This window comes from Neorhizobium lilium, assembly GCF_004053875.1.
Lineage (GTDB): Bacteria > Pseudomonadota > Alphaproteobacteria > Rhizobiales > Rhizobiaceae > Neorhizobium > Neorhizobium lilii.
Genome location: NZ_SBIP01000006.1, coordinates 45,998 through 68,299, shown reverse-complemented (window position 1 = coordinate 68,299; position 22,302 = coordinate 45,998). Strand labels below are relative to the sequence as shown.

Below are 22,302 nucleotides of genomic sequence, written 5' to 3'. Positions count from 1 at the left end.
GATTGCGCGATGATGGATCTTATGGCCAACCTGGCGCTGGGTTTTGAAACAGCGCTGACGCCGATCAACATTTTCTGGTGTTTTATCGGAGTTTTGCTTGGTACGCTTGTCGGAGTGCTTCCCGGGATCGGACCGACGGCGACCATTGCAATGTTGCTGCCAGTCACCTTCTCCTTCGCGCCCGTCACCTCGCTCATCATGCTGTCGGGCATTTACTACGGAGCGCAGTATGGTGGCTCGACAACGGCGATCCTCATCAACCTGCCTGGTGAAAGCTCTTCGGCCGTAACGGCCATCGATGGCTACCAGATGGCGCGCAAGGGACGAGCGGGGCAGGCGCTGGCAACGGCAGCGCTCGGTTCGTTCTTCGCGGGTTGCGTCGCCACGCTGCTTCTGGCTATTGCGGCTCCGCCGCTTGCCTCGGTCGCGCTCAAGTTCGGTGCGCCGGAATATTTCGCACTGATCGTTCTCGGTCTGCTCGTCTCGATCTCGCTGGCGCATGGTTCCGTTTTGAAAGCGCTTGGCATGATCGTGATCGGGCTCTTGCTCGGCACGGTCGGCCAGGACATTTATACCGGGCAGGAGCGCTTTACGTTCGGACGACTGGAGCTTTCACAGGGCATCAATTTCGTGTCCGTTGCCGTCGGCGTTTTTGGCCTTGCCGAGATCTTCCGCAACATGCAAAGCGACCAGGAACGTGAAGTCGGCGTCAAACATGTAACCCACCTCTGGCTTAACAAAGACGATTTCCGCCGGATCGTCGCCCCGGTGCTGCGGGGAACGCTCATCGGTTCAATCCTGGGGGTGTTGCCCGGCGGGGGACATGTGCTGGCCTCCTTTGCCAGCTACTCGGCCGAAAAAAACTTTTCGAAACACCCGGAAGAGTTTGGCCACGGGGCGATCGAAGGGGTAGCGGGTCCTGAAAGCGCCAACAATGCGGCGGCGCAAACCTCCTTCATTCCGCTTTTGACCCTCGGAATTCCGGCTCATCCAGTGATGGCCCTGATCGTCGGCGCGTTCATCCTGCAAGGGATCACGCCCGGTCCCGATGTCATTACCAGCCAGCCAGCGCTGTTTTGGGGCATCATTGCCTCTATGTGGATCGGCAATCTGCTGCTGGTCATTTTGAACCTGCCGTTGATCGGGCTCTGGGTGAAGATGCTTTCGATCCCCTACCGCGCGTTGTTTCCCGCAATCGTGATCTTCGCGTCGATCGGATGCTATTCGATCAACAACAATCCCTTCGATGTCTACGCAATACTCATATCCGGTATCGTCGGCTATGCCCTGATCAGGTTTGGTTGCGAACCGGCGCCCTTACTGCTCGGCTTTGTCCTCGGACCGCTGCTCGAAGAACATCTGAGGCGTGCGATGATCATCTCGCGGGGCGACGCCACCGTGTTCATCACCAATCCCATTTCCGCCTCGCTGCTGGCCGTCGGCGTCGCCTGCGTCGTCGTCGCCTTGCTGCCGTCGATCCGCTCGAAACGCGATCAGGTTTTCGTAGAGGATGACTGACGCCGATATCTTCGTCACGGATGCACGGCAATGTCGATGAGGAGGTGCAATTCTGGCTTCAGGATTTACATGTTGGAGGGTAAGACCGTGAAACGCATTTTTTTAGCAGGCCTGTTCGTATCTTCCTTGTGTTTCGTCGAGCCGGCCTATGCCGATTTACAAGCGACGATCACTGCTCGCCAAAAGGTTTTCGGGGTAGAGCACATCGATCCCAAGACAGGGGACCTGCCCAAAGACAAGGTTTTATTTTCCTGGATTTCCAATTCAACATTCGCTGCGGCGATCGAAGGCCGTATCATTTATCTTGATACATACGTCACTCGGCTCGAGGTCGAATCAGGCAGGACCCCTATCGTCATCAAGGACATGGTGGACCTTGCTCCCCAGTCGATTCTCCTTGGGCACGGTCATGGAGACCATGCCGACAATGCCGCATATATCGCAGGCAAGACGGGCGCCCGTATATATGCGACAGCGGAAACCTGCGGCGTTATGGTGCAGGATCTTCAGCGGATGCAAAACGATCCCGCGATCATGAACGACGCCGTTGCGAAGCTCGACTCGTCAGCCAAAATCGATTGCGTGTCCGTTACGTCCGCAGGCTCAACGCCCGGCACCGAAATTCTCCAGCTCGACGTGCTGGAGCCCAATGCCTGCGTCATCGCTTTTCGCCATTTGCATTCCGTCGCGGTGCCGCCAGATACGTCCTTCCCGCCCACACCGGTGAAAATCATTTTAGACCCGCGCGATGCGGAACTGTTTCCAAAGGGCGTTGCGCTGACGCCGGATGAAAAAGCCCCTTCGCCCGCGACCGGGCAGATGAACCTCGAAACAGCCGGCAAGCCAGGTGGCGGCGAGAGCCTATTCTTCAGCTTCATCTTGCGGAGCGGAAGCCATTTCTCTTTCGTCTGGCATAACAGCGCCGGCGCGCTGAAAGAGGGCAAGGGACAGGGCTGGGACGGCACACCGGAGGATGGAAGACGCATCGTCGCCATTTTGAAGGCATTGCCGCCGACCGATCTTCACATGGGCACGGCGTCCAGCGGCAACTTCACCAATAATGGGCTCCGCGATCTGATCCAGTATCAGGAGGCTCTGAAGCCGAAGATCTACATTCCCAATCATCTGACCACCGGTACCGCAACCCGGGAAGCGTCATCCATGTCGGTGTATGCCGGATATCTGAAGCAGCTTGACCTGATGAACATGCCCAGGGAGCAGCGTCCTGTTGTTCGCTGGTTGATCGACCCAACAGATTATCTGAAGCCCATCGTTTTCGACACGGCCGATGCGATTTGGGAAAATCCCAAGAAAGCGGGACTTATCGACCATTTGTGCAAACAGCCTGGTGGAGAGGTTCATTTCGATTGATGTACCTCCTTGCCGGCTGAAAAGCGAGAACCGCCATGCGTTGTGACGCCCATGTTCATGTCGTGGCCAGTATCGATGAACATCCGCAAATCCCGGGGCGGACATTCATCGCCCGCCCCGCCCTGCTTGCAGATCTCATGGCGAATGGCAGACCTTTTGGGATCGATCACTTCGTCATCACCCAGCCAAGCTTTTACGGGACGGACAATGCCGTTCTTCTGGGGGCGCTCGATCAACTCCAGGGCAAGGGTCGCGGGGTCGCTGTGGTGGCGCACGACACGCCTGTCATGACGCTTGATGCCTATAAAAAGCGCGGGGTCGTCGCTCTACGGGTCAATCTTTACAGTCCGGCCGCCCAAAATGTCGGTGGTGGAAGTGATGATTTCTCGATTGTCAGCGATCTTGCCGCGCAGTCGGGTCTGCATGTGGAGGTTATCGCGCCCCTGCAGGGTTTGTTGAAAAACGCTGCGGTGATCAGGCAGGCGCCGGTCAGAACGGTTATCGATCACTACGGGCTGTACGGCGCCTTCCGGCCAGCCAGCGTTGAAGGACAGGCACTGCTGGCTCTACTTCGACACGAGCATGTCTGGATCAAGCTGTCCTCTCCCTACAGGCTTGAGCATGCCCCTTTCAACGTATCGCCGGACCGGGAATGGCTGGACGCACTTCTGTCGGTTGCTGCCGATCGTTGCATTTGGGGAAGTGATTGGCCGCACCCACCGGAGCATCGCGCCCATCAAGGCCCTGATGTCGAAATACCTTATCGAGAGATATCCTACGCCGCGCTCGTCGAACGGTTTGTCGAAGCCATCCCCGATCCTTTCCTGCTGGACGCCTTGATGTGGGAGAATTCGGCCAGACTTTATGGCTTTGAGAACCAGCGGGATCGAGGGCTCGGGTTCGCTCGGTGACTGCCGATTGGCAGTGTTGTGCGATGACGGACTTGCAGAGATTTTTTAGTGTCGCACACACCTTGGAGGAGGACATCGACATGCATGGAAAACCACACAGGCTTACAGGGCCGTTTCGACGCAATGTTTTGAGACTGGGGGCGGTGCTGGGAATTTGGGGCGCGTCGTTCAGTCCTGGCCAGGCAGAGACATTCCCCGAAAAGCCAATCACGATCATCGTTCCTTTCAACGCCGGCGGTGCGGCGGATGCAACGGGCCGGATCCTGGCGGAAGCGCTTTCACGTCAATTGGGCGTCAATGTTCTGGTGGAAAACATTGGGGGAGCAGGAGGCGCGATTGGCACGACACGGGTCAAGGCGGCGGAACCGGATGGCTATACCATCGGTCTCGGTCACATTGGAACCCTTGCCGCGGCAGTTCCCATGAACCCCAAGCTGCAATATGATCCGCGTTCGGATTTTCGGTATCTCGGCCTCGTCAGTTCAAGCCCCAATGTTCTTTACGTGTCGAAGAACCATCCATCGAAAACCCTGCAGGAGTTTATCGCGTACTCGAAAGCGCATAAAACCGGTCCTGCGATGGGTCACGGCGGGCAGGGTGCCGCATCCCATGTCGCCTGCGTGATGTTCTTCAAGCAAATCGGCGTCACGCCCAATCTGGTCGCCTACAAGGGATTTGGGCAAACGATCACCGATATTCTTTCGGAGCGGATCGATGGAGGCTGTGATCTTCTGGCCTCTGTCGCTCCGCATGCAAAGTCGGGCGATCTGCGCGTTCTGGCCGTTGCTGCAGATAAACGGTCTCCTATCCTGCCGAATGCAATGACCGCCGCCGAAGGTGGTCTCCCTGAATTCAAGACGGAAACTTGGACGGGGCTATTCGTGCCGAAAGATGCGCCGGACGCGGTGGTCGAGCGTCTTGAACAGGCGATAGCTGCAGCGTTGGAGGACGCAGGGGTGCACGACAGGCTGAATGCCATCGGAGCAAGCCTGCCTGAGGTTGGACAGCGCGGCGGAGTTTATATGCAGCAACTCGTCGGCACCGAGATCGATAAATGGACGAGCATCCTTGGAAATTAATAGACGTATGAAACTACCGCATCGCAATCTCCTCGAAATGCTATACCGGTCCGCTGTCGAAGCGGCGGATCCGTTGACGGGGATTCGCCATCATCTCCCCGTACCACCCGCGCATGGCCGCACCGTCGTCGTGGGAGCCGGCAAGGGCGCAGCCCAGATGGCGGCGGCGCTCGAAAGCATCTGGCCAGCACCGCTCGACGGTATCGTGGTGACCCGTTACGGGTACGGTTGCGTGACCCGGTCGATCGAGGTGATCGAGGCGGCCCATCCGGTGCCGGACCGGGCAGGGCTCGACGCTGCGAAACGCCTTTTCGAGAAGGTGTCGCAATTGAGTTCGAGCGATCTGGTGATCGCGCTGATCTGTGGCGGCGGCTCGGCGCTCCTGCCGGCGCCACCCGATGGCTTCAGGCTGGAAGACGAGATCGCCCTCAATGAGAAGCTTTTGGCCTCGGGCGCACCGATCTCCGCCATGAACGTGGTCAGGAAACATTTCTCTACCATCAAGGGTGGACGCCTGGCCGCTGCGACGGATGCGCGCGTTGTCAGCCTGATCGTCTCGGATATTCCCGGCGACAACCCTGCCTTCGTGGCATCCGGGCCAACCGTACCGGACGCGAGCACGCGCCACGATGCTTTGGCCGTGATCGATTACTACAAGCTCGATCTGTCGCCCGCCGTCATTGCGTACCTGAATTCGCCTCTTGCCGATGCGCCGTTTCCGACCAGCCCTGTCTTTGCTCGGCATGAACATAATGTGATCGCCTCGGCTGGCGTTTCGCTGGAGGTTGCGGCACGGGTGGCAAGGGAGCATGGCTACACGTCCTATATCCTGTCGGATTCGATTGAGGGAGAGAGCCGGGATGTCGCAAATGTCCATGCCGCCGTCGCCCGCGAAGTCGCACTCCGCGACCGTCCCTTTAGGACACCCGCAATCCTGCTGTCGGGCGGCGAGACGACGGTTACTTTGCGAGGGGCAGATGGCAAAGGGGGCCGAAACAGTGAGTTCGCACTCGCTTTCGCGCTTGCCATCGATGGCTACGATATTTCGGCATTGTCAGCCGATACCGATGGCATCGATGGATCGGGCCCGCATGCAGGTGCTTTTATCGATGGCACCACAATTCGGCGCCTGCGCGCGTCAGGTTTGGACGCGCGCCAATTGCTCGCCCGAAACGATAGCTTTTCGGCATTCGAAGCCATTGGAGACTTTTTTTCTCCCGGCCCAACCGGAACCAATGTGAATGATTTTCGGGCTATTCTGATCGACTAACGGATCACGCAACTGAACGTCGCACCCGCGCCCAGCCCGAGGTCTCTTCTGGGTGATGCTGTTTGCTGTTCGGTGCGGTTGAAGAGTCGCCGGCTCTGTCGTCACGGCTGCCGGTATCAATCTGATAGCAGAAAAAACGTCCGTGAAGACCTCGGCACGCACACAAAAGTGGTGATGGGTATTATCTCCAAGACGCGGAAACACATGGATTCGAACTAAATAAGCGACACCCCAAAAATCCACTTGAAAGATGTATCGGTCAATCCGATATCTTCCACAGGAAAATGCAGGCTACACCTATCCTTCAAGAGTGATAACACCTTTCTACAACTAAATGTAGGAGGTGAAAATGAGCAATGTCTTGACCCATCAGGGTCGCGTAGCCGTGGTAACAGGTTCCGGTCGTGGTATCGGCGCAGCTATCGCGCTTGAATTTGCACGTCGCGGCGCAAAGGTGGTTGCTGTCGATCTGCAACTGCCGTCCGATACCGTCAGCGCTATCGGCGCTGCGGCCACCGGCGTTGCAGCCGATGTCTCCGATCCGGATGGCTGGGTTGCGGTCGCACGGGCGGCCGAGGCAGCGTTCGGTGACGTCGACATCGTCGTCAACAACGCGGCATACTATCCAAACCACGCAATCGACGATCTCGACTTCGAAACCTGGAAGAGGACGATGTCGGTCAATCTCGACGCTCATTTTTTCTCCGCCAAGCAGTTCGTACCAGCGATGCGACGCCGCAAATGGGGGCGGTTCGTCGCCATTTCCTCCAATTCGGTCGGCCTGCCGGTCAAGGGGATGAGCCACTACATCGCCTCGAAGATGGGCGTCATCGGCTTCATGCGCGGCCTGGCCAACGATGTCGCGAATGACGGCATTACCTGCAATGCCGTGCTTCCGGGACTGACCCACACCATCGCCACCGAAGCCCAGGGCGAGGAGCAACGTCGCGCGGTCTGGCAGGGTCAGGCGATACAGCGGTTCGCCGAACCCGAGGACATCGTCGGACCGGTTCTGTTCCTGACCACGGACGACGCCGCCTTCATGACCGGCCAGGCGCTCGTCGTCGACGGCGGGCAGTATCGGGTGGGATAGCAACCGTTCCCGCGTGAAGCAAGGCTGCGCAGGAAATCATAATCAAGCCAAAACAAGGGCTTAATAGCCCCGAAATTCAGGAGAACGTTTCGTGTCGCAAAATTATGATGTCATTGCAGTCGGGGCTGGTCATCACGGCCTGATCGCCGCGGCCTATTTGGCGAAGGCCGGGAAAAGTGTGCTGGTCCTGGAACGCAACGACCACCCCGGAGGTGGTTGCGTCACCATGGAACTGGCGCCGGGATATCGCTATGACGAACACTCGACAATCCATCAGGTGATCCTGTCGAACCCGATGATCAAGAACGACGAGCTTGGCCTGCTGTCGCAGTTCGGTCTTGAATATATTTTCCCCGAGGCTGTCTTCTCCTCGTACTTCGACGACGGTTCGGTGCTCACGTCGTACCGCAGCGTCGACAAGTCGGTCGAGTCGATCGCCCAGTTTTCCAAGGCTGACGCGGAATCCTATCGCCGATTCTCGGAGATGGCATTCAAGCTGTTCCCGATGCTTGGCGAAGGCATGTTCACGCCCGCGGCCCCGATGGCCGATGTGGTGGCAGGTTTGAGCCAGAGCCGGGACGGAAATGAACTGCTGATGATGATGCTCAAGAGCGGCCTCGATATCGTCAGCGAATGGTTCGCGCACGAGAAGGTGCGGATGCATTTCGTGAAACTGATGTCCGAGAATCTGCAGGCGCCTTACGAAAAAGGCACCGGCATCGGCGCCCTGGCGATGTTGGGCGCCGCGCACGTCACCGGCCTCGCCCTGCCCAAGGGCGGTTCGGGCAAGTTGACGGAGGCGCTGGTCAAATGTGTCGAGCATCACGGCGGCGTCGTGCTCACGGGCAAGACCGTCACCCGCCTCCTCCGTTCAGGCGATCGTGTGACCGGCGTCGAGACGGATACTGGTGAAAGCTATGGGGCGAATGACGGGGTTATCGGGGCGATTCACCCGCACCATCTGCGCCGCTACTTCGGCGACATTAATGAAGGCGTCCTGCACCGGGCTGAACGGGTGCAGATGGCGACCTATTCCGCGATGTACTCGCACTTCGCGCTCCGGGAGCCCATCAAGATTCGCGGCGACAGTGGTGACGAGGGCCGGGGGTTGATCATCGAACTGCTTCCGTCCAGCTTGGAAACGCTTCAAAGGGCCTTTGACGAATATCGATACGCGCGTCTCCCTGATCCTATCCCGCATTACAGCCTGACGCAGCACAGCGACCATGATCCGAGCCGCGCGCCTGCCGGCGGTGCGATCTTCTCGATGATGACGTTCGCGCCCTACGATATTCGTCACGAGGGCAAGGACAACTGGGATGACCTGCGGAACGTCTGGCCCAAGAAGGCCCTAAAGGATTCTCAGAAATGGCTGTTGAACCTCGACCGTGACAACATCATCGCCAGCATCGACTACTCGCCGCTTGATCTCGAACGGTCGTCGCCCAGCTTCGTGCGCGGCGATATCCACGGCGCCGCGCCGTTCTTCTATCAGATGAACGGTCATCGGCCGACACCTGATCTAGCCCAATACACAGTGCCTGGCATCGAAGGCTTCTACCTGGTCGGGCCGTTCATGCATCCCGGTTCCGGGTTGACGGGAGCTGGACGCGCCACGGCTGCCAAAATGATGCAAGACATGGGGATCGACTTTGCAAAGGTGGCCGGATCCTGAAGCCTTAATTCATCGAGGCGGGTGCTCGTGTGCACCGCGGAGAGCACTCGCCTTCACGACCGGCTAGAGCGCAGACTGGAACATTTGGGACCGTTGGCCGCAACGATAGTTCCCAGTCGATTCAATGACGCGCTGACGATCTCGCCCAAGCTCCGCAGCTCTGATTCATCGAGCCACTGCGCGAAGGCGACGCGGAACACCGCGATGGCACCCTCGGCCGCAAGGCTGGCATCCGGCTCATTGATCCCACGAGCGCGCATTGCCTCGGCGAGCGTGGCGGACAGGGTGGCGAGCTTTATCAGCTCGCGCTCACGCAGCTCCGGGGTGGACGCGACGATCGAGCGTCTCAGTCGTGCTGGCGCGCGGTCATCGCCGAAGAAAGCGACCATCCCATCCAATGCCGCAACGATCGCCTCGATGGCCACTGCGTGTGCCGGCGCGGCCCGGACCGCACTAAGCATCGCCTCTTGTAGACGCGCCGACCCGTTGAAGAGCACCTCACGCTTGTCAGCGAAGTGACGAAAGAATGTCCGGGGGGTGAGCCCCGCACGCTCCGCGATGTCCGCGACGGTCGTCTGCTCGTAGCTGCGCTCGATGAACAGCTCCATCGCAGCGGCACGAAAGCGACCCTCGGCATTGGGCTTCCAGCGGCTCATAAGATTTCTCCGTCGGCGTTGACACAGAGTGACATCACTGCATTATAGTCATGTCACTCAATGACATCGAAAGGTTCGCCATGCAACGTCTCGCCACCTACGCCTCCGGCTGGATTGCCTCTTCCGACATCCCCGAACTCGAGGCGCCGAAGACGCGCCAGGTCGTGGGAGCGCGTAAGACGCCATGAACACCCCGGTCCGAGGCAATCTGCTGGTGCTGATGACGCTGGCGATCGGGTTCGTCATGGCGATGATCGATCTCACCGCGGTGAATGTCGCATTGTCAGGCATCTCCATCAGCCTGTCGGTTCCCCTGACCGGTCTGGTGTGGGTCGTTGACGGCTACACATTGACCTTCGCGGCGCTGCTGCTCGCGGGTGGTGCTCTGGCCGACCGGTTCGGTCCCAAGACCATCTACCAGGCCGGTCTCGCCCTCTTCATCGGCGCCTCGGTCCTGTGCGGCATCGCCTGGGACGGTGACAGCCTGATCGCCGCCCGGTTTCTGCAAGGGGCGGGCGCAGCACTATTCATGCCCAGTTCTCTGAGCCTGTTGGCGTTCGCCTATCAGGATGCCGCCACTCGCATCAGGATGCTGGGAATCTGGTCGGCGCTGGTCGGCGCCTCCTCCGCGATCGGCCCGCTGATCGGCGGCTTCCTGATCCATGAGTTCGGGTGGCGAAGCGTGTTCTGGATCAACGTGCCGATCGGCCTTGCCGGCATCATGCTCGCGCAGGCGTTGCTTGCCGCACCACCCAAGCAGCCGCGCGCGCTGTCGCTGGCCAGTCATGCGCTTGGCGTGCTCATGCTGAGCGCATTGACGTTCTTCCTCATCGAGGGGCCGGCCCGCGGCTGGTTCTCGGCTGAGGTTGTCTCGGCTTTGCTCATTGGCATCGCCAGCGTGACAGCTCTGGTCTGGCGCGAGCGCACGGGCGCGCATCCCTTGGTGCCTCATGCGCTATTCGAAATCCGCGGCTTCGTCGCCGTCAACCTGACCGGCTTTCTGATCAATTTCGCCGCGTTCGGTCAGTTTTTCCTCATGGGCCTCTACCTCCAGCAGGCCCGCGCCTCCGATCCATTCGAGGCGGGCCTGCAGCTGCTGCCGATGATGGCGGCGATCACGGTGGGCAATCTGCTGTCGGGCCGGCTGTCTGCGCGAAGGGGCACGCGTGCGACGATGGTGTGCGGACTGACCGTTGCGGCCTTGGCGGGGCTGGTCATGCTGAATTTCAGAGAGTCCTCGCCCTACCTCGTGCTGGCGCTGGTCGCCGGGCTCATGAACTTCGCGGCCGGCGTGGCGATACCGGCGATGACAACGACCGTTATGCAGCTCTCGGGCAAAAGCTACGCCAACAGCGCCGCCGCCGCGCTCAACGCGAACAGGCAGATCGGCGCACTCGTGGGCGTGGCGACTGTCGGAACCATACTGCATGTCCTGCCGCTGTGGAGTGCCCGTCTTCTCGCAGCCTTTGCTGTGATCACGCTGGCCTATGCGGCCGCTGCCTGGCTGGTTTGGCGGTTCGCGCCATCACCGACCGCGCCGGGCGCGGCTCCATAACCCGGCCCGGCGCGTCAGGCGTCTTCACGCCCAGATGGATGCCCGAACTAGATTTGGTCGCCAAGGTCTCAAATCCGCTACTTGGTTCACACCCCTATCCGAGAAATCGAAGCCAAGGTCGTGCGATATAGACAACTCTTCGCGCTGCAATGACGGCTCCTTGGGTCTCATCAGCCTCGTCAGTCGGGCCAACGACCAGCGTCTTTACCACCCAATTTCCAAGAGAAGGGCCATGACCAATCGACACGGCCCTCGACTGTGCCGTTCTCAATATTTTAAAGAGCAACGATGCGCAAAAGTGTCTTGTGAACGTTGGGCAAGCCCTTCTTCTTCCTGCCTCGATCAGTTTTTTGCGACCATGCGTCTGGCAGATGGTCAACCTCAACGGAGCGCCGCCAATGCGATCTGGTGTGGCAAAAGAGAGTAACCACTATGGGCATCAACTCGCGTCGTGCCTTTGAGACATCGAGTATCGCTGCGGCATATCCGCTTTTAAGCCCAGGCAGTGAAATACCACGCCTGTCGGAGCAGATCCTAGATGCGCGCATTCAGGGCCAGATTCAACCAATCGGGGCCAAGCCGGGACAACGTTGTCGACGCCTGGTCTGATTATGCGACGACCCTATTTCTGCCGAGCGCTTTTGCCTGATAGAGATTGCCGTCCGCCACCTTTAGAGAAACAGATGGATCAAAGCCCGGTTGGCAGTGACATGCCCCTACGCTCGCAGAAATGCGCACTTGTGAGCCGGAAGGCGAATACAAAACAATTTCGGCGATTTCGTTGCGAATTTCTTGGCACCGAGCGAGCATCTCATCGAACGTCAAATCAGCTTGAAAAAGAGCAAACTCCTCACCCCCAAGACGTCCTGCAAAATCTGATTGTTTCTGGTAGCGGGCAAGGACACTTCCGGTGGAGCGAAGAGCGTCGTCGCCGGTTGCATGACCATACCGGTCGTTGATCGTCTTGAAATAATCAAGGTCTAAAAACAGCAGGCCACCGGATAACCCCCGTCTGCTGGTCATTTCCAGGTCTTCCATAAATGCGCTTCGGGTCAGAACGCCCGTCAAGCCATCCGTCCTGGATTGAAGGTGAAGGGCACCGTACGCAACCTCGAGCCGACGCAACGCCTCCGCCGTCGCGGCTTCGGCTCGTCGAATTTTCTCCGACTGGGTAAAATGAAGCGCTGAGGCCGGAATCGATATCGCTAGGGGGCAAAAAACCGTCATGAAGAGACCGGCCCCGACGACATGTCCGCCCAACAACGGAACAAATGTAAAGGAGAGCGTCAGCGAGGCCAGCACCGATAGCAGCCCGGTCAAAATCGACTTCTTAACAATCGTATGCATCAGTGCCACCGTAACCAATGACCATCATCATAAGCCCGAGGACCTTAAAACCGTTAAAAAACATCGGTAAAAATTGATTCACACACCTTGCTCACCGATGGACCGAGCGCAATAATCTAAGCGACTGGATACTGTTGGGCGTTTAAACGAGGGTTCTTGCTTGACGATGTCGAAACGATCGCGTTCGAAAAGCATCAGGCCAATTCAACCTTGGTTTCCGGCCATTCCTCGGGGCCTGATGGAGTTGCATGGCTGTACATGGGTCTCCCCCGCGTCGCACCGGCTAAGATTCCATGCCGGTGAGGTCATGCTCTTTCAGCAATTACCATCGAATGGGTTGAAGCCGATAAGCGGCAGTCCGATTGAACTCCTTTAACAAAAAGATCAACCGCGCGCTCGATGAAGTCCTTGTCCACGCCGGCCAAGCCGACCTCCGATCGTCCGAGGAGGGCGTTTCTAAGGGGAGGCAGAACGACCATCACCAGGAAAATTTCGGCGTCCTTGTACATAAGTTGCTCGCTACGACCGTCACTGGGCAAAAACGGCAAGATAAGGTCGTAGAGCCGTCGAACAGCAAGCTCTCCGAGCCGACGGAGCACCCGGTCCGCAAGTTCAGGGAACTGCTTCGCTTCCGAAATAATAACCCGCTCCAAGCCAATAATTTCCGGAACCAGAATTATCCGATGAAGTCGGCCGGCGAAGCTGAGCAACTGATCATTGAGGCCGCCTTGTGCCTTCTGATCTTCCCCCTCCCGATCTTCTTCGAGCAGCCGAAGCTTGTGGTCGAGAACATCGCTTACAACCGCTTCAAAGAGCTGCGATTTGGCGGGAAATCGTGTGTAGAGCGTTCGCTTCGATACGCCGGCCTGCAAGGCCACCGCATCCATGCTCGTTGCCTCGTAACCATCCCGGAGCAACAAGAGACTTGCTGCATCAAGGATGCGCTGCCCAATCTGCTCTGAAACCTCCCGTGTCGGGCGTCCACCCTGACCTGAGATCGCCTGCTTTTCATTTTTATCCATTCCGCGATCTTCCTCCGGCGCGAACCAGTTGACAACCCGTGCGTCGTTTAATAAAACTATCCTGTATAGTTTACTTAGCCACAACGGCGATGGCAAGGGTGACAGTTCATTATCCAGCTTCCGAGATCTTCGGACCGTCAGGTTCTCAGCATTGAGGTCAACCAAAGGATGCCTATGCCATCGACGTTCATTCTGCCAAATGGCAACCCTCTCCTGCCATGCATTGTCATTGCAATAGGCCTCTCGGGCTGCGCATCGGCGAAATTGGAAACGGCCGGTTCATTATCGGATTACAAAGGCATGGTGGAGGCGAACGGCACGATCGCCAAGTCCAGGCAGCGTATCGAGACAGCCGACGTCATGGCGGCTAAAACGGTTACTATCGTCCCGACGTCCTTCTCTGCTGCTGCGTCAGGTGACACGCTGACGGAAAAACAACGGAGTATAGTTGCCAACGCCGTCGACCGATCGGTTTGCATAGGCCTGAGTGACCGTTTTCAGGTCGTCGCGCCGGGGCAGTCCGCTGACCTGACGATCCACACCAAAATCACACATGTAACGGTTACAGATGTCAAAATAGCCGCGGCATCAAAGGTGGTGTCCGCCGTACCTATGTTTCTGAGCCTGGGGGCACCCGTGCCAGTGCCGCGCATCCCAGCCGGGATGGGAACTCTCTCCATCGAAGCCGAAGCATTGAACGTAGAAGGCCAGCAGAAAGCGGCCATGCTTTGGGCACGCGGGACCGATATTCTGACCGGCAAACCGCGGGTGTCCGCCGCAGGGGATGCTTACGATCTTGCGAGCGTTTATGGCGACGACTTCAGCAAGTTCCTCGTCACCGGAAAAAACCCCTACAAGGCGGGGTTATCGCTCCCGACAATGCAGAAGATGAAGTCTTCCCTGGGCGGCACCCCAAAATACGCGGCCTGTGACGAATTCGGACGAGCACGCATTGCAAACCTCGTCGCCGGCGGGCTGGGTGCCGCTCCCGAATGGCTGGACAAAGGGGGCGCTCATCCGTAGCTCGCTGCCTGATGATCCCGCGCGAATATGAACGACTTCAGTGAACTCATCACACCTCCATCGAGCACCGTTGTCTCCGGGGGCATCATTCCTATCGACGGCGCGTCCATTTTGTAAGCGCGGACGCAACTAGCTCGGGCTGCTTAATACCGAGAGGCTTGACCGGCTATGCAGTGCTCATACGCCCAGGCTTGAGCGTGAAACAAGAGTGGGATCGTTCAGCAACTTGACTGTCTCCTTTCGGCCGGAAATGCGCGTTAACAATGTTTGCGCGGCGAGTTCGCCCAGACGCGCGCCGCCCTGGTCGATACTTGCAAGATCGATGCGGCGCAGAGACGTCGTCGGAGAATTATCGTAGCCGATGATAGCAAGCTCGTCCGGCACTTTGACGCCCATGTCGGTTGCAATGTCGTAGAGCTTGATCGCATCCAGATCGCTCCAGCACAGCACGGCGCGTGGTCTGGACGGGTCGTTGATATAATCGCGCATGATCTTTTCACGATCCGGCGCTTCAAGAGCGATCTTGAAAATCGCCCGCTCATCGAGCCCGGCAAGCCTGATCGCCTTTTTAAAGCCCATTTCGCGCTGCCTGATGACCGACACCTTGTGGGCATGTCCCGCAGCCAGGCTCAGCATGCCGATGTCGCGATAGCCATGCGCTTCAAACGCCTCCACAGCCAGTGCCGCGCCCTTCTGGTCGTTGCAGTTGACCGTGTCGAATGTCTTTACACTGCTATCATGATAGCCAATGGCGACAATGGGGATCTGGCGCGCATATTCCGAGATAATGTCAGCGGGAAGACTGGGGGCGACCATAACGAGCCCGTCCATCTTGTAGTCGATCATCGATTCGATCAGGGATGTCTCAAGTTGTGAGCGGGACTCGCCGACGCCGATCATCGCACGATAATCTGCAGGTGCCATGATGGCGTTGATGCCGCCGATAACATCAGGAAGAAAGGGGTTGCGAATATCGATCAGCAGCACGCCGATCGTATGTGTCTTGCCACGCAAACCCTGCGCCGCCCTTGAGGGACGGTATCCCAGGCAGGCAATGGACTCCTCGACCTTGCGACGCAAGGCATCGCTCACGCCATAGGCATTGCGGGTGACCTTGGAGACGGCCGTGACGGAAACGCCCGCATGGGCGGCCACCGTGCGGATCGTCACACGCTCGTGCTTGCCTTCCGGAGGCTTCCTAACTGTCAAGCTTGCGCCCTTATCCCATTGAATGAAATCGTCATCCTCACCATGCCAGATCATTTCAAATTTTCCTATTGCAATTCCACGCAAAATGTAAAACGTTATATGGGCAACGTTACACAAATAACGTTGCCCATTGTATCTGGGGAGAATAGCCATGAATTTGCAGGCGAGCATCAGGGCGTTGACGCCGGCATCGCGCGACTGGAGCGCGCAGATGATCGCGCCGCTTGCGGACGAAGGGCAGGGGCAGGCCGCAAGCTTCCTCGCAACGGATTTTGTGCTGCAGGACGTTCCCGCCGACGCCGATCTCTTCATCTCGGCGCTGGGTCTATACCGCTGCTTCATCAATGGGCAGCGTGTCGGCAATGACCTGCTCACGCCGGGCTTCACCAATTACGACAAGCGCCTTGCCTACCAGACGTATAACGTCGCGCCGATTCTGCATCCGGGTAAAAACCGGATCGAGATCTGGCTGGCCGATGGCTGGTATCGGTCCCAGTTGATGTGGGGGAAGAACCCGATCTTCAACTGCTGGGGCGACCGTATCGCCACCATCGCCGAAATCGTCGGGCTCTCTGGGACTTTGATCGCGACCGATGCAAACTGGAGCAGCGGCAAGCTGCCTGTTCAGAAGTCCGGGATCTATTTCGGCGAGATCTACGATGCGCGCGAACCTGCACTTGTTCCAACCTCGGGATCGGAAGTGCTTGCCTTCGACAAGGAATTGTTGCTGGCGCAGGAAACGACGCCCGTGAAGGAAATGGCGCCGCTCCAGCCGATCGATCGTTGGATCGATGACGAAGGCCGCAACGTCTTCGATTTCGGGCAGAATGTTGCCGGCTATGTCCGCTATACGGTTCGTGGAGAGACGGGCGCCGTTGTGCGTACTGAATATTCCGAGGTTCTCGGGCCGGGCCGCTTCTTCGACAATCGCAATTACCGCTCGGCCGTCTCGCACAACATCTACACGCTCAACGGAGATGGAGAGGAAACCTATGCGCCGCATTTCACCTTCCATGGTTTTCGCTACGCGCGTTTGACCACGACCGGCGAGGCGAAGATTCTTTCGGTCGTGTCGGTACCGATTTCTTCGGTCCCGGACATCAAGGGCGGTTTCGAGTGCGCCAACCCGCAGGTCAACCGGCTTGTGCAAAACACGATCTGGTCGCAGCGCGGCAATTTCGTCGAAATCCCGACCGACTGCCCGCAGCGCGACGAGCGTCTCGGCTGGACGGGCGATGCCCAGGTCTTTGCATCGACGGCCTGCTGGCTGGCCGATTGCCGGACGTTCCTGCGCAAGTATCTCAGGGACGTGATGGCAGATCAGCGTGCCGACGGCGCGATATCGCATGTCTCGCCCGATCCGACACGCCTTCATCCTGAGCATTTTCCGGGTTTTGCCGGATCGACGGGCTGGGGCGATGCGATCGTCATCATTCCTTGGGTTCTCTACACGCATTATGCCGACAAGGACGCTCTGCGCGAGTGCCTGGAGGCCATGGTGCGCTGGGTCGATTTCGTGTGGTCGATCTCGGATGGCCCCATCGTTCGTCCCCCGGCAAAGTGGGGCGAGCGCGGGTTCACGTTCGGAGACTGGCTGCAGCCGACTGGCGACAGCGTCAAGCCGCGCCCGACGATTTCAGACGATTGCGCAGCCACACTCTACCACTTCATCTCTACCGATCTTCTGGCCCGGATCGCCGGCGTTGTCGGAGAGGACGGGCTGAAGGCGCGGATGGAAGGCCGGGCCGATGAGATTCGCAAGGCCTTCGCCTTCGAATTCATCGCACCGTCGGGCCGTCTTGCCCATAACGACCAGACCTCCTACGCGCTGGCGTTCCTGCACGACCTGATCCCGCCGCAGCATGTGGAAACCGCAAGGTTCCATTTTCGCAAGATCGTGGTGGATGCCGACTACAAGATCGGCACGGGCTTCATCGGGACGCCGGCGCTTCTGCCGGCGCTGACGAAGCTCGGAATGGACGATGTCGCGGAGAAAGTCTTCCTGCAGGAAGATGTGCCGGGCTGGCTGTATCAGGTCAAACAAGGCGCGACGACGATCTGGGAACGATGGGACGCGATGGCGCCCGACGGTTCGATCTACCAGCCCGACATGAACAGTTACAATCATTACTCCTATGGCGCCGTTTGTCAGTGGCTGTTCGAAAGCGTGGCGGGAATAGCGCCCGATCCGGAGCAGCCGGGATTTGCGCGTGTCCTCGTCGCACCCGCGCCTATCGCGTCGCTGAGCCCGGTCTCTGCCTTTCACGATACCGGCCATGGCCAGATCGAGGCGGCATGGGTGGTCGACAATGGGCGCGTGACCTATCGCCTGTCGTTGCCTGACGGATGCACTGGCCTGTTCCGGCCCACGCATCGCCACATCGATCCTGTCCTGAACGGCGCCGCGGTGACGGGCGAGGTGCCGTTGGCATCGGGCGCGCATGTTCTGACATTCAATCTTCCACCGGCGTCGGGAGGCTGACGCCACATCCATAGTCTCATTGTTCGGGAGGAACACCATGACTCGACACCTGAAATACCGCCTTGCATCCGCCTGCGCCCTGATCGCGCTCCTTGCCGCCGGGCCTTTGCGGGCCGAAACCACATTGTCATTCCTCATCGACAACGGGCCGGATACGCTCGTGGCCGCCGAGGCACTGGTGGAGGCCTATGCGGCAAAGCATCCCGACATTACCATCGAGATCGACCAGCGGCCGGGCGGCGGCGAGGGCGACAACACCATCAAGACCCGTCTGGCGACGGGCGAAATGGCCGACATCTTCCTTTATAATGCCGGCTCCCTGTTCCAGGTGCTGAAGCCGGAGCAGACGCTGCACGATATTGCCGGCCTGCCGGCCCTCGCCAATATTGCCGAGACATTCAAGTCGGTTTCATCGGCCGGGGGCAAGGCCTATGGCGTGCCTTTCGGTACATCCATGGTCGGCGGCATCTTCTACAACAAGAAGATCTATCGGGATCTGGGGCTTTCCGTTCCGAAGACCTGGGCCGAGTTCATGGCCAACAACGAGAAGATCAAGGCTGCCGGCAAGGTCGCGCTGGTGCAGACCTATCGCGACAGCTGGACCTCGCAGATCCTCGTTCTTTCCGATTATTACAATCTCCAGGCCAGCGTTCCGGACTTCGCCACGCAATACACGGCCAACAAGGCGAAATATGCGACGACGCCGGCGGCTCTCAAGAGCTTCGAACGGCTGAAGGACGTGCACGATGCCGGCATTCTCAACGAGGATTTCGGCGCGGCCAGCTATGATGACGGGCTCTACGTGCTCGCCAACGGCGATGCCGCGCATTACCCTATGCTGTCCCTGGCGATCGGCGCCCTGCAGCAGAACCATCCGGAAAGCCTTGCCGACATCGGCTTCTTCGCCCAACCGAGCGACGATGCATCGGTCAACGGTCTCACGGTCTGGATGCCGCCGGCGCTCTATATCCCGGCCAGCAGCCAGCATGTCGATGACGCCAAGGGCTTTCTCGATTTCGTCGGCAGCGTCGAGGGTTGCAAGGTGCTGATGGGTGTCAACACCGTGCAGGGGCCGTCGCTGATCAAGGGCTGCGATCTTCCCGCCGACGTCCCGCCGGCAGTGACAGACATGCTTCCCTATTTCAAGGATGGCAGGACGGCGCCAGCGCTCGAATATCTGTCGCCGATCAAGGGCCCGAACCTGCAGCAGATCACGGTCGAGGTCGGCTCGGGCATGCGGCTGCCGGCAGACGCGGCCGCCATGTACGACGACGACGTGCGCAAACAGGCGCAGCAACTCGGTATTCCCAACTGGTAAGAATCCAACCGGTAGAACGCCTCCGCCCGGCAAGCGGGCGGAGGCACTTTTGGACAGGGAGGAGAACCATGATCCAGTCGCATCCACATTCGCGCAAGTCGCCCTATCCCTTCTGGTTTTTCCTGCCGGCGGCGGTCATCTATGGCGTGCTGTTTCTCGTGCCGACGGTGACCTCGCTCTGGTACAGCCTGACGCGATGGGATCTGATGACGGCGCAGTTCATCGGCCTTGAGAACTTTCGCCAGTTTTTCTCCGAGCCCTTTCTCGTGCGCGGCCTGTTCAACACGCTGGTCTATGCGCTCGTCACATCGGGCCTGAAAACAGTCTTCGGCCTGCTCTTGGCCGTACTTTTGTCCGGGCAGATCTTCGCCCGCGGCTTCCTGCGCACGGTGGTGTTCTTTCCGGTGCTCGTCTCGTCGATCGGCATCGGCATCACCTTCACCGTCATGATGCACCCGACCCGCGGCATCATCAACGAGGCGCTCGGTCTTATCGGCATTCCCGGACCCGGCTGGCTGACGAACCCGTCGCTTGCGCTCCTGTCGGTGGCGCTGGTCGATCTGTGGAAGGGCGTCGGTCTTGCCACGCTGATCTTCATTGCCGGTCTCGCCACCATCAGCCCGGATTATTACGAGGCGTCGCGGATCGACGGCGCGACCCGGCGGCAGCAGTTCTGGCGCATCACGCTGCCGCTCGTGCGCCCGGCGACCGTCACCGTGATCACGCTGTCGCTGATCGGCGGACTGCGCTCGTTCGACCTGATCTGGGCAATGACCCAAGGGGGACCGGGTTTCTCCTCCGACGTCATCGCCTCCGTCGTCTACAAACAGTACCAGGCTGGATTCTACGGGCTGTCCACTGCCGGAAACGTCATCCTGTTCCTCCTCGTCGGCATCATCATCCTGCCGCTCACGTTCTGGTTCAACCGTCGCGAGGTCGATCAATGAAACAGTCCCGCTCGCTCGCCAGCGGCATCGTCGCCCTGATCGTTGCCACCGTGATCTTCATCCTGCCGTTCCTCTTCATCGCGCTTCAGGCGGTAAAGTCGAAATCGGAGGCATCCCGCCTGAACTTCGCCCTGCCGAAGGAATGGCTGTTCTGGGAGAATCTCGTCGCCGTGGTGGAGGCGCGCAATTATCAGCTCTTGCTCGCCTATTTCAATTCAACGGTGATTACGGTCTTCTCGGTGTCGATTCTCGTCATTCTGTCGGCCATGGTCGGATATGTGATGCAGCGGCGTCAGTCACGCTGGAACGGCGTGGCGCAGGTCGCATTGCTGATGGGCCTGATGATGCCGCCGGCGGTCGTACCCACCATCGGGCTTTTGCAGTCGATCGGCCTCTTCAAGACCATGACCGGCATGATCCTGATCCAGGTCGCCTACAATATCTCGTTCTCGACGCTGCTCTATCGCTCGTTTATCGCCACGATCCCGCGTGATCTCGACGAGGCGGCACGGATCGATGGGGCGAAACCGTGGCAGATCTTCTTCCGGGTGATCCTGCCGCTGCTGAAGCCGGTCACCGTGACGAACGTCGTCGTTCAGTCAATCTTCGTCTTCAACGACTTCACCAATCCGCTCTATTACCTGCCGGGTCGTGAGAACATCACGGTGCAGCTGACGCTCTATAATTTCCAGAGCACGTATACGAGCCAGTACAATCTCCTGTTCATGAACATCCTGCTGGTGACGATCCCGCCGCTCATCGTGTTCATCTTCTTCAATCGGCAGATCGTGACCGGCATGACGGCCGGCGCAGTGAAAGGCTAGAGCCATGGCTGATCTGAACCTCAACCAGATCCACAAGAGTTTCGGCGCGCTGGAAATCATCAAAGGCATCGACCTTGACATTCAGTCAGGAGAGTTCGTCGTTTTCGTCGGCCCCTCCGGCTGCGGCAAGTCCACGCTGCTGCGTATGATCGCCGGGCTGGAAGACGTCTCCTCCGGCACGCTGACAATCGATGGCAAGGACGTCACCCATGCCGAGCCTTCGGAGCGCGGCATCGCCATGGTGTTCCAGAGCTACGCACTCTATCCGCACATGACGGTGGCCGAAAACATCGGTTTCGGTCTGTCGCTGGCCAAGCGCCCCAAAGCCGAGATCGCTGCCAAGGTTCAGGCGGCGGCGGACACGTTGCAACTGACCCACCTTCTGGAGCGAAAGCCGAAGGCGCTTTCCGGCGGCCAGCGCCAGCGCGTGGCGATCGGCCGGGCGATCGTGCGTGATCCCAAGGTCTTCCTGTTCGACGAGCCGCTGTCCAATCTCGACGCCTCGCTGCGCGCCCAGATGCGGCTGGAACTGTCGGAGCTTCATGCCCGCCTGAAGACCACGATGGTCTATGTGACACACGATCAGGTAGAGGCCATGACCATGGCCGACAGGATCGTGGTTCTCAACGGCGGCAGGGTCGAACAGGTCGGCACACCGATGGAACTTTACAACCATCCCGCCACGCCCTTCGTCGCCGGTTTCATCGGCAGCCCGAAGATGAACCTCTATACCGGCCCCTTTGCTGAACGCTTGGGTTGCAAGACTTATGGTATTCGTCCCGAACATATCCGTGTTTCAGAGGATTCTGGTGACTGGCGGGGACAGGTCCGCCATGTCGAGCGCCTCGGCGCCGATGCAATCCTTTATCTCGATGTCGAGGAGGCGAGCAGCATGATGGTGCGGCTTGCCGGTGATACGCAGCTAAGGCCCGGCGACACGGTGTGGGCCAGCCCCCAGGACAGCGCGGCGCACCGCTTCGCTGCCTGACAATTTCTTTCAGA

General features: G+C 59.0%; 19 protein-coding genes. 15 read left to right on the top strand and 4 right to left on the bottom strand.

The genetic code is table 11. The features are described 5' to 3' along the window. Positions 1-12: 12 nt before the first annotated feature. The 7 genes from EPK99_RS22605 to EPK99_RS22575 all read left to right on the top strand — a co-directional run bounded on the left by EPK99_RS22605 (position 13) and on the right by EPK99_RS22575 (position 8,917). Positions 13-1,518: a tripartite tricarboxylate transporter permease gene (locus tag EPK99_RS22605; RefSeq protein WP_164901873.1), complete on the top strand. Its 1,506-nt coding sequence runs from the start codon at positions 13-15 to the stop codon at positions 1,516-1,518. An 87-nt stretch (positions 1,519-1,605) separates the two neighbouring features. Next, on the top strand, positions 1,606-2,889 hold the full coding sequence (locus tag EPK99_RS22600) for an MBL fold metallo-hydrolase (protein WP_128445367.1): 1,284 nt from the start codon (positions 1,606-1,608) through the stop codon (positions 2,887-2,889). Positions 2,890-2,924: 35 nt separating this feature from the next. Next, positions 2,925-3,800 carry an amidohydrolase family protein gene (locus tag EPK99_RS22595; protein ID WP_128445366.1) on the top strand — a complete coding sequence of 292 codons (876 nt, stop codon included), beginning with the start codon at positions 2,925-2,927 and terminating at the stop codon, positions 3,798-3,800. Next, positions 3,797-4,879 carry a Bug family tripartite tricarboxylate transporter substrate binding protein gene (locus EPK99_RS22590; RefSeq protein WP_128445365.1) on the top strand — a complete coding sequence of 361 codons (1,083 nt, stop codon included), beginning with the start codon at positions 3,797-3,799 and terminating at the stop codon, positions 4,877-4,879. The genes EPK99_RS22595 and EPK99_RS22590 overlap by 4 nt, the downstream gene beginning before the upstream one ends. Before the next feature lie 7 nt (positions 4,880-4,886). Then, complete coding sequence (locus EPK99_RS22585; RefSeq protein ID WP_128445364.1) at positions 4,887-6,149, top strand: glycerate kinase type-2 family protein; 1,263 nt, start codon at positions 4,887-4,889, stop codon at positions 6,147-6,149. Between the two features lie 349 nt (positions 6,150-6,498). Then, on the top strand, positions 6,499-7,242 hold the full coding sequence (locus EPK99_RS22580) for an SDR family NAD(P)-dependent oxidoreductase (RefSeq protein WP_128445363.1): 744 nt from the start codon (positions 6,499-6,501) through the stop codon (positions 7,240-7,242). A gap of 91 nt (positions 7,243-7,333) precedes the next feature. Beyond that, positions 7,334-8,917 carry a phytoene desaturase family protein gene (locus EPK99_RS22575; RefSeq protein WP_128445362.1) on the top strand — a complete coding sequence of 528 codons (1,584 nt, stop codon included), beginning with the start codon at positions 7,334-7,336 and terminating at the stop codon, positions 8,915-8,917. Positions 8,918-8,970: 53 nt separating this feature from the next. Here the strand turns inward: EPK99_RS22575 and EPK99_RS22570 are convergent, their stop codons facing one another. Beyond that, the gene (locus EPK99_RS22570; RefSeq protein WP_128445361.1) at positions 8,971-9,573 is read right to left on the bottom strand and encodes a TetR/AcrR family transcriptional regulator; all 603 of its coding nucleotides are present in this window, start codon (positions 9,571-9,573) and stop codon (positions 8,971-8,973) included. Positions 9,574-9,623: 50 nt separating this feature from the next. On the opposite strand from EPK99_RS22570, the gene EPK99_RS25400 reads away from it, so the two are divergent. Then, positions 9,624-9,761, top strand: a complete 138-nt coding sequence (locus EPK99_RS25400) for a hypothetical protein (protein WP_164901853.1) — start codon at positions 9,624-9,626, stop codon at positions 9,759-9,761. Next, positions 9,758-11,128, top strand: a complete 1,371-nt coding sequence (locus EPK99_RS22565) for an MFS transporter (protein WP_128445360.1) — start codon at positions 9,758-9,760, stop codon at positions 11,126-11,128. Before EPK99_RS25400 ends, EPK99_RS22565 begins: the two co-directional genes overlap by 4 nt. A 609-nt stretch (positions 11,129-11,737) precedes the next feature. Here the strand turns inward: EPK99_RS22565 and EPK99_RS22560 are convergent. Beyond that, positions 11,738-12,475 (bottom strand): GGDEF domain-containing protein, encoded by a 738-nt coding sequence (locus tag EPK99_RS22560; RefSeq protein ID WP_128445359.1) that lies wholly within the window; start codon positions 12,473-12,475, stop codon positions 11,738-11,740. Positions 12,476-12,780: 305 nt separating this feature from the next. Next, on the bottom strand, positions 12,781-13,497 hold the full coding sequence (locus EPK99_RS22555; RefSeq protein WP_128445358.1) for a TetR/AcrR family transcriptional regulator: 717 nt from the start codon (positions 13,495-13,497) through the stop codon (positions 12,781-12,783). 174 nt (positions 13,498-13,671) lie between these two features. Between EPK99_RS22555 and EPK99_RS22550 the strand changes: the two genes are divergently transcribed. Next, positions 13,672-14,520, top strand: coding sequence for a DUF3313 domain-containing protein (locus tag EPK99_RS22550; RefSeq protein ID WP_164901852.1), 849 nt, complete (start codon positions 13,672-13,674; stop codon positions 14,518-14,520). 177 nt (positions 14,521-14,697) lie between these two features. Here the strand turns inward: EPK99_RS22550 and EPK99_RS22545 are convergent, their stop codons facing one another. Continuing rightward, complete coding sequence (locus EPK99_RS22545; RefSeq protein WP_425374234.1) at positions 14,698-15,900, bottom strand: LacI family DNA-binding transcriptional regulator; 1,203 nt, start codon at positions 15,898-15,900, stop codon at positions 14,698-14,700. Here EPK99_RS22545 and EPK99_RS22540 point away from each other — a divergent pair. The 5 genes from EPK99_RS22540 (at position 15,881) to EPK99_RS22520 (ending at position 22,288) form a co-directional block, all read left to right on the top strand. Next, positions 15,881-18,211 carry an alpha-L-rhamnosidase gene (locus EPK99_RS22540; protein ID WP_128445356.1) on the top strand — a complete coding sequence of 777 codons (2,331 nt, stop codon included), beginning with the start codon at positions 15,881-15,883 and terminating at the stop codon, positions 18,209-18,211. The two genes, EPK99_RS22545 and EPK99_RS22540, sit on opposite strands and share 20 nt — an antisense overlap. A gap of 37 nt (positions 18,212-18,248) precedes the next feature. Then, positions 18,249-19,529: an ABC transporter substrate-binding protein gene (locus EPK99_RS22535; RefSeq protein WP_128445355.1), complete on the top strand. Its 1,281-nt coding sequence runs from the start codon at positions 18,249-18,251 to the stop codon at positions 19,527-19,529. A 68-nt stretch (positions 19,530-19,597) separates the two neighbouring features. Further along, on the top strand, positions 19,598-20,476 hold the full coding sequence (locus EPK99_RS22530) for a carbohydrate ABC transporter permease (RefSeq protein WP_128445354.1): 879 nt from the start codon (positions 19,598-19,600) through the stop codon (positions 20,474-20,476). Continuing rightward, the gene (locus EPK99_RS22525; RefSeq protein ID WP_128445353.1) at positions 20,473-21,300 is read left to right on the top strand and encodes a carbohydrate ABC transporter permease; all 828 of its coding nucleotides are present in this window, start codon (positions 20,473-20,475) and stop codon (positions 21,298-21,300) included. Before EPK99_RS22530 ends, EPK99_RS22525 begins: the two co-directional genes overlap by 4 nt. Before the next feature lie 4 nt (positions 21,301-21,304). Next, entirely contained in the window at positions 21,305-22,288 is a 984-nt protein-coding gene (locus tag EPK99_RS22520; protein ID WP_128445352.1) for an ABC transporter ATP-binding protein, read from the top strand. Positions 22,289-22,302: the final 14 nt, after the last annotated feature.

What these genes read in the sequence shown, in the direction of transcription:
- EPK99_RS22520 (WP_128445352.1), top strand. Translation starts at nt 21,305, where the DNA reads ATGGCTGATCTGAACCTCAACCAGATCCACAAGAGTTTCGGCGCGCTG.
- EPK99_RS22540 (WP_128445356.1), top strand. Translation starts at nt 15,881, where the DNA reads ATGAATTTGCAGGCGAGCATCAGGGCGTTGACGCCGGCATCGCGCGAC.
- EPK99_RS22595 (WP_128445366.1), top strand. Translation starts at nt 2,925, where the DNA reads ATGCGTTGTGACGCCCATGTTCATGTCGTGGCCAGTATCGATGAACAT.
- EPK99_RS22535 (WP_128445355.1), top strand. Translation starts at nt 18,249, where the DNA reads ATGACTCGACACCTGAAATACCGCCTTGCATCCGCCTGCGCCCTGATC.
- EPK99_RS22530 (WP_128445354.1), top strand. Translation starts at nt 19,598, where the DNA reads ATGATCCAGTCGCATCCACATTCGCGCAAGTCGCCCTATCCCTTCTGG.
- EPK99_RS22570 (WP_128445361.1), bottom strand. Translation starts at nt 9,573, where the DNA reads ATGAGCCGCTGGAAGCCCAATGCCGAGGGTCGCTTTCGTGCCGCTGCG.
- EPK99_RS22605 (WP_164901873.1), top strand. Translation starts at nt 13, where the DNA reads ATGGATCTTATGGCCAACCTGGCGCTGGGTTTTGAAACAGCGCTGACG.
- EPK99_RS22545 (WP_425374234.1), bottom strand. Translation starts at nt 15,900, where the DNA reads ATGCTCGCCTGCAAATTCATGGCTATTCTCCCCAGATACAATGGGCAA.
- EPK99_RS22525 (WP_128445353.1), top strand. Translation starts at nt 20,473, where the DNA reads ATGAAACAGTCCCGCTCGCTCGCCAGCGGCATCGTCGCCCTGATCGTT.
- EPK99_RS22550 (WP_164901852.1), top strand. Translation starts at nt 13,672, where the DNA reads ATGCCATCGACGTTCATTCTGCCAAATGGCAACCCTCTCCTGCCATGC.
- EPK99_RS22560 (WP_128445359.1), bottom strand. Translation starts at nt 12,475, where the DNA reads ATGCATACGATTGTTAAGAAGTCGATTTTGACCGGGCTGCTATCGGTG.
- EPK99_RS22580 (WP_128445363.1), top strand. Translation starts at nt 6,499, where the DNA reads ATGAGCAATGTCTTGACCCATCAGGGTCGCGTAGCCGTGGTAACAGGT.
- EPK99_RS22555 (WP_128445358.1), bottom strand. Translation starts at nt 13,497, where the DNA reads ATGGATAAAAATGAAAAGCAGGCGATCTCAGGTCAGGGTGGACGCCCG.
- EPK99_RS22585 (WP_128445364.1), top strand. Translation starts at nt 4,887, where the DNA reads ATGAAACTACCGCATCGCAATCTCCTCGAAATGCTATACCGGTCCGCT.
- EPK99_RS25400 (WP_164901853.1), top strand. Translation starts at nt 9,624, where the DNA reads ATGTCACTCAATGACATCGAAAGGTTCGCCATGCAACGTCTCGCCACC.
- EPK99_RS22565 (WP_128445360.1), top strand. Translation starts at nt 9,758, where the DNA reads ATGAACACCCCGGTCCGAGGCAATCTGCTGGTGCTGATGACGCTGGCG.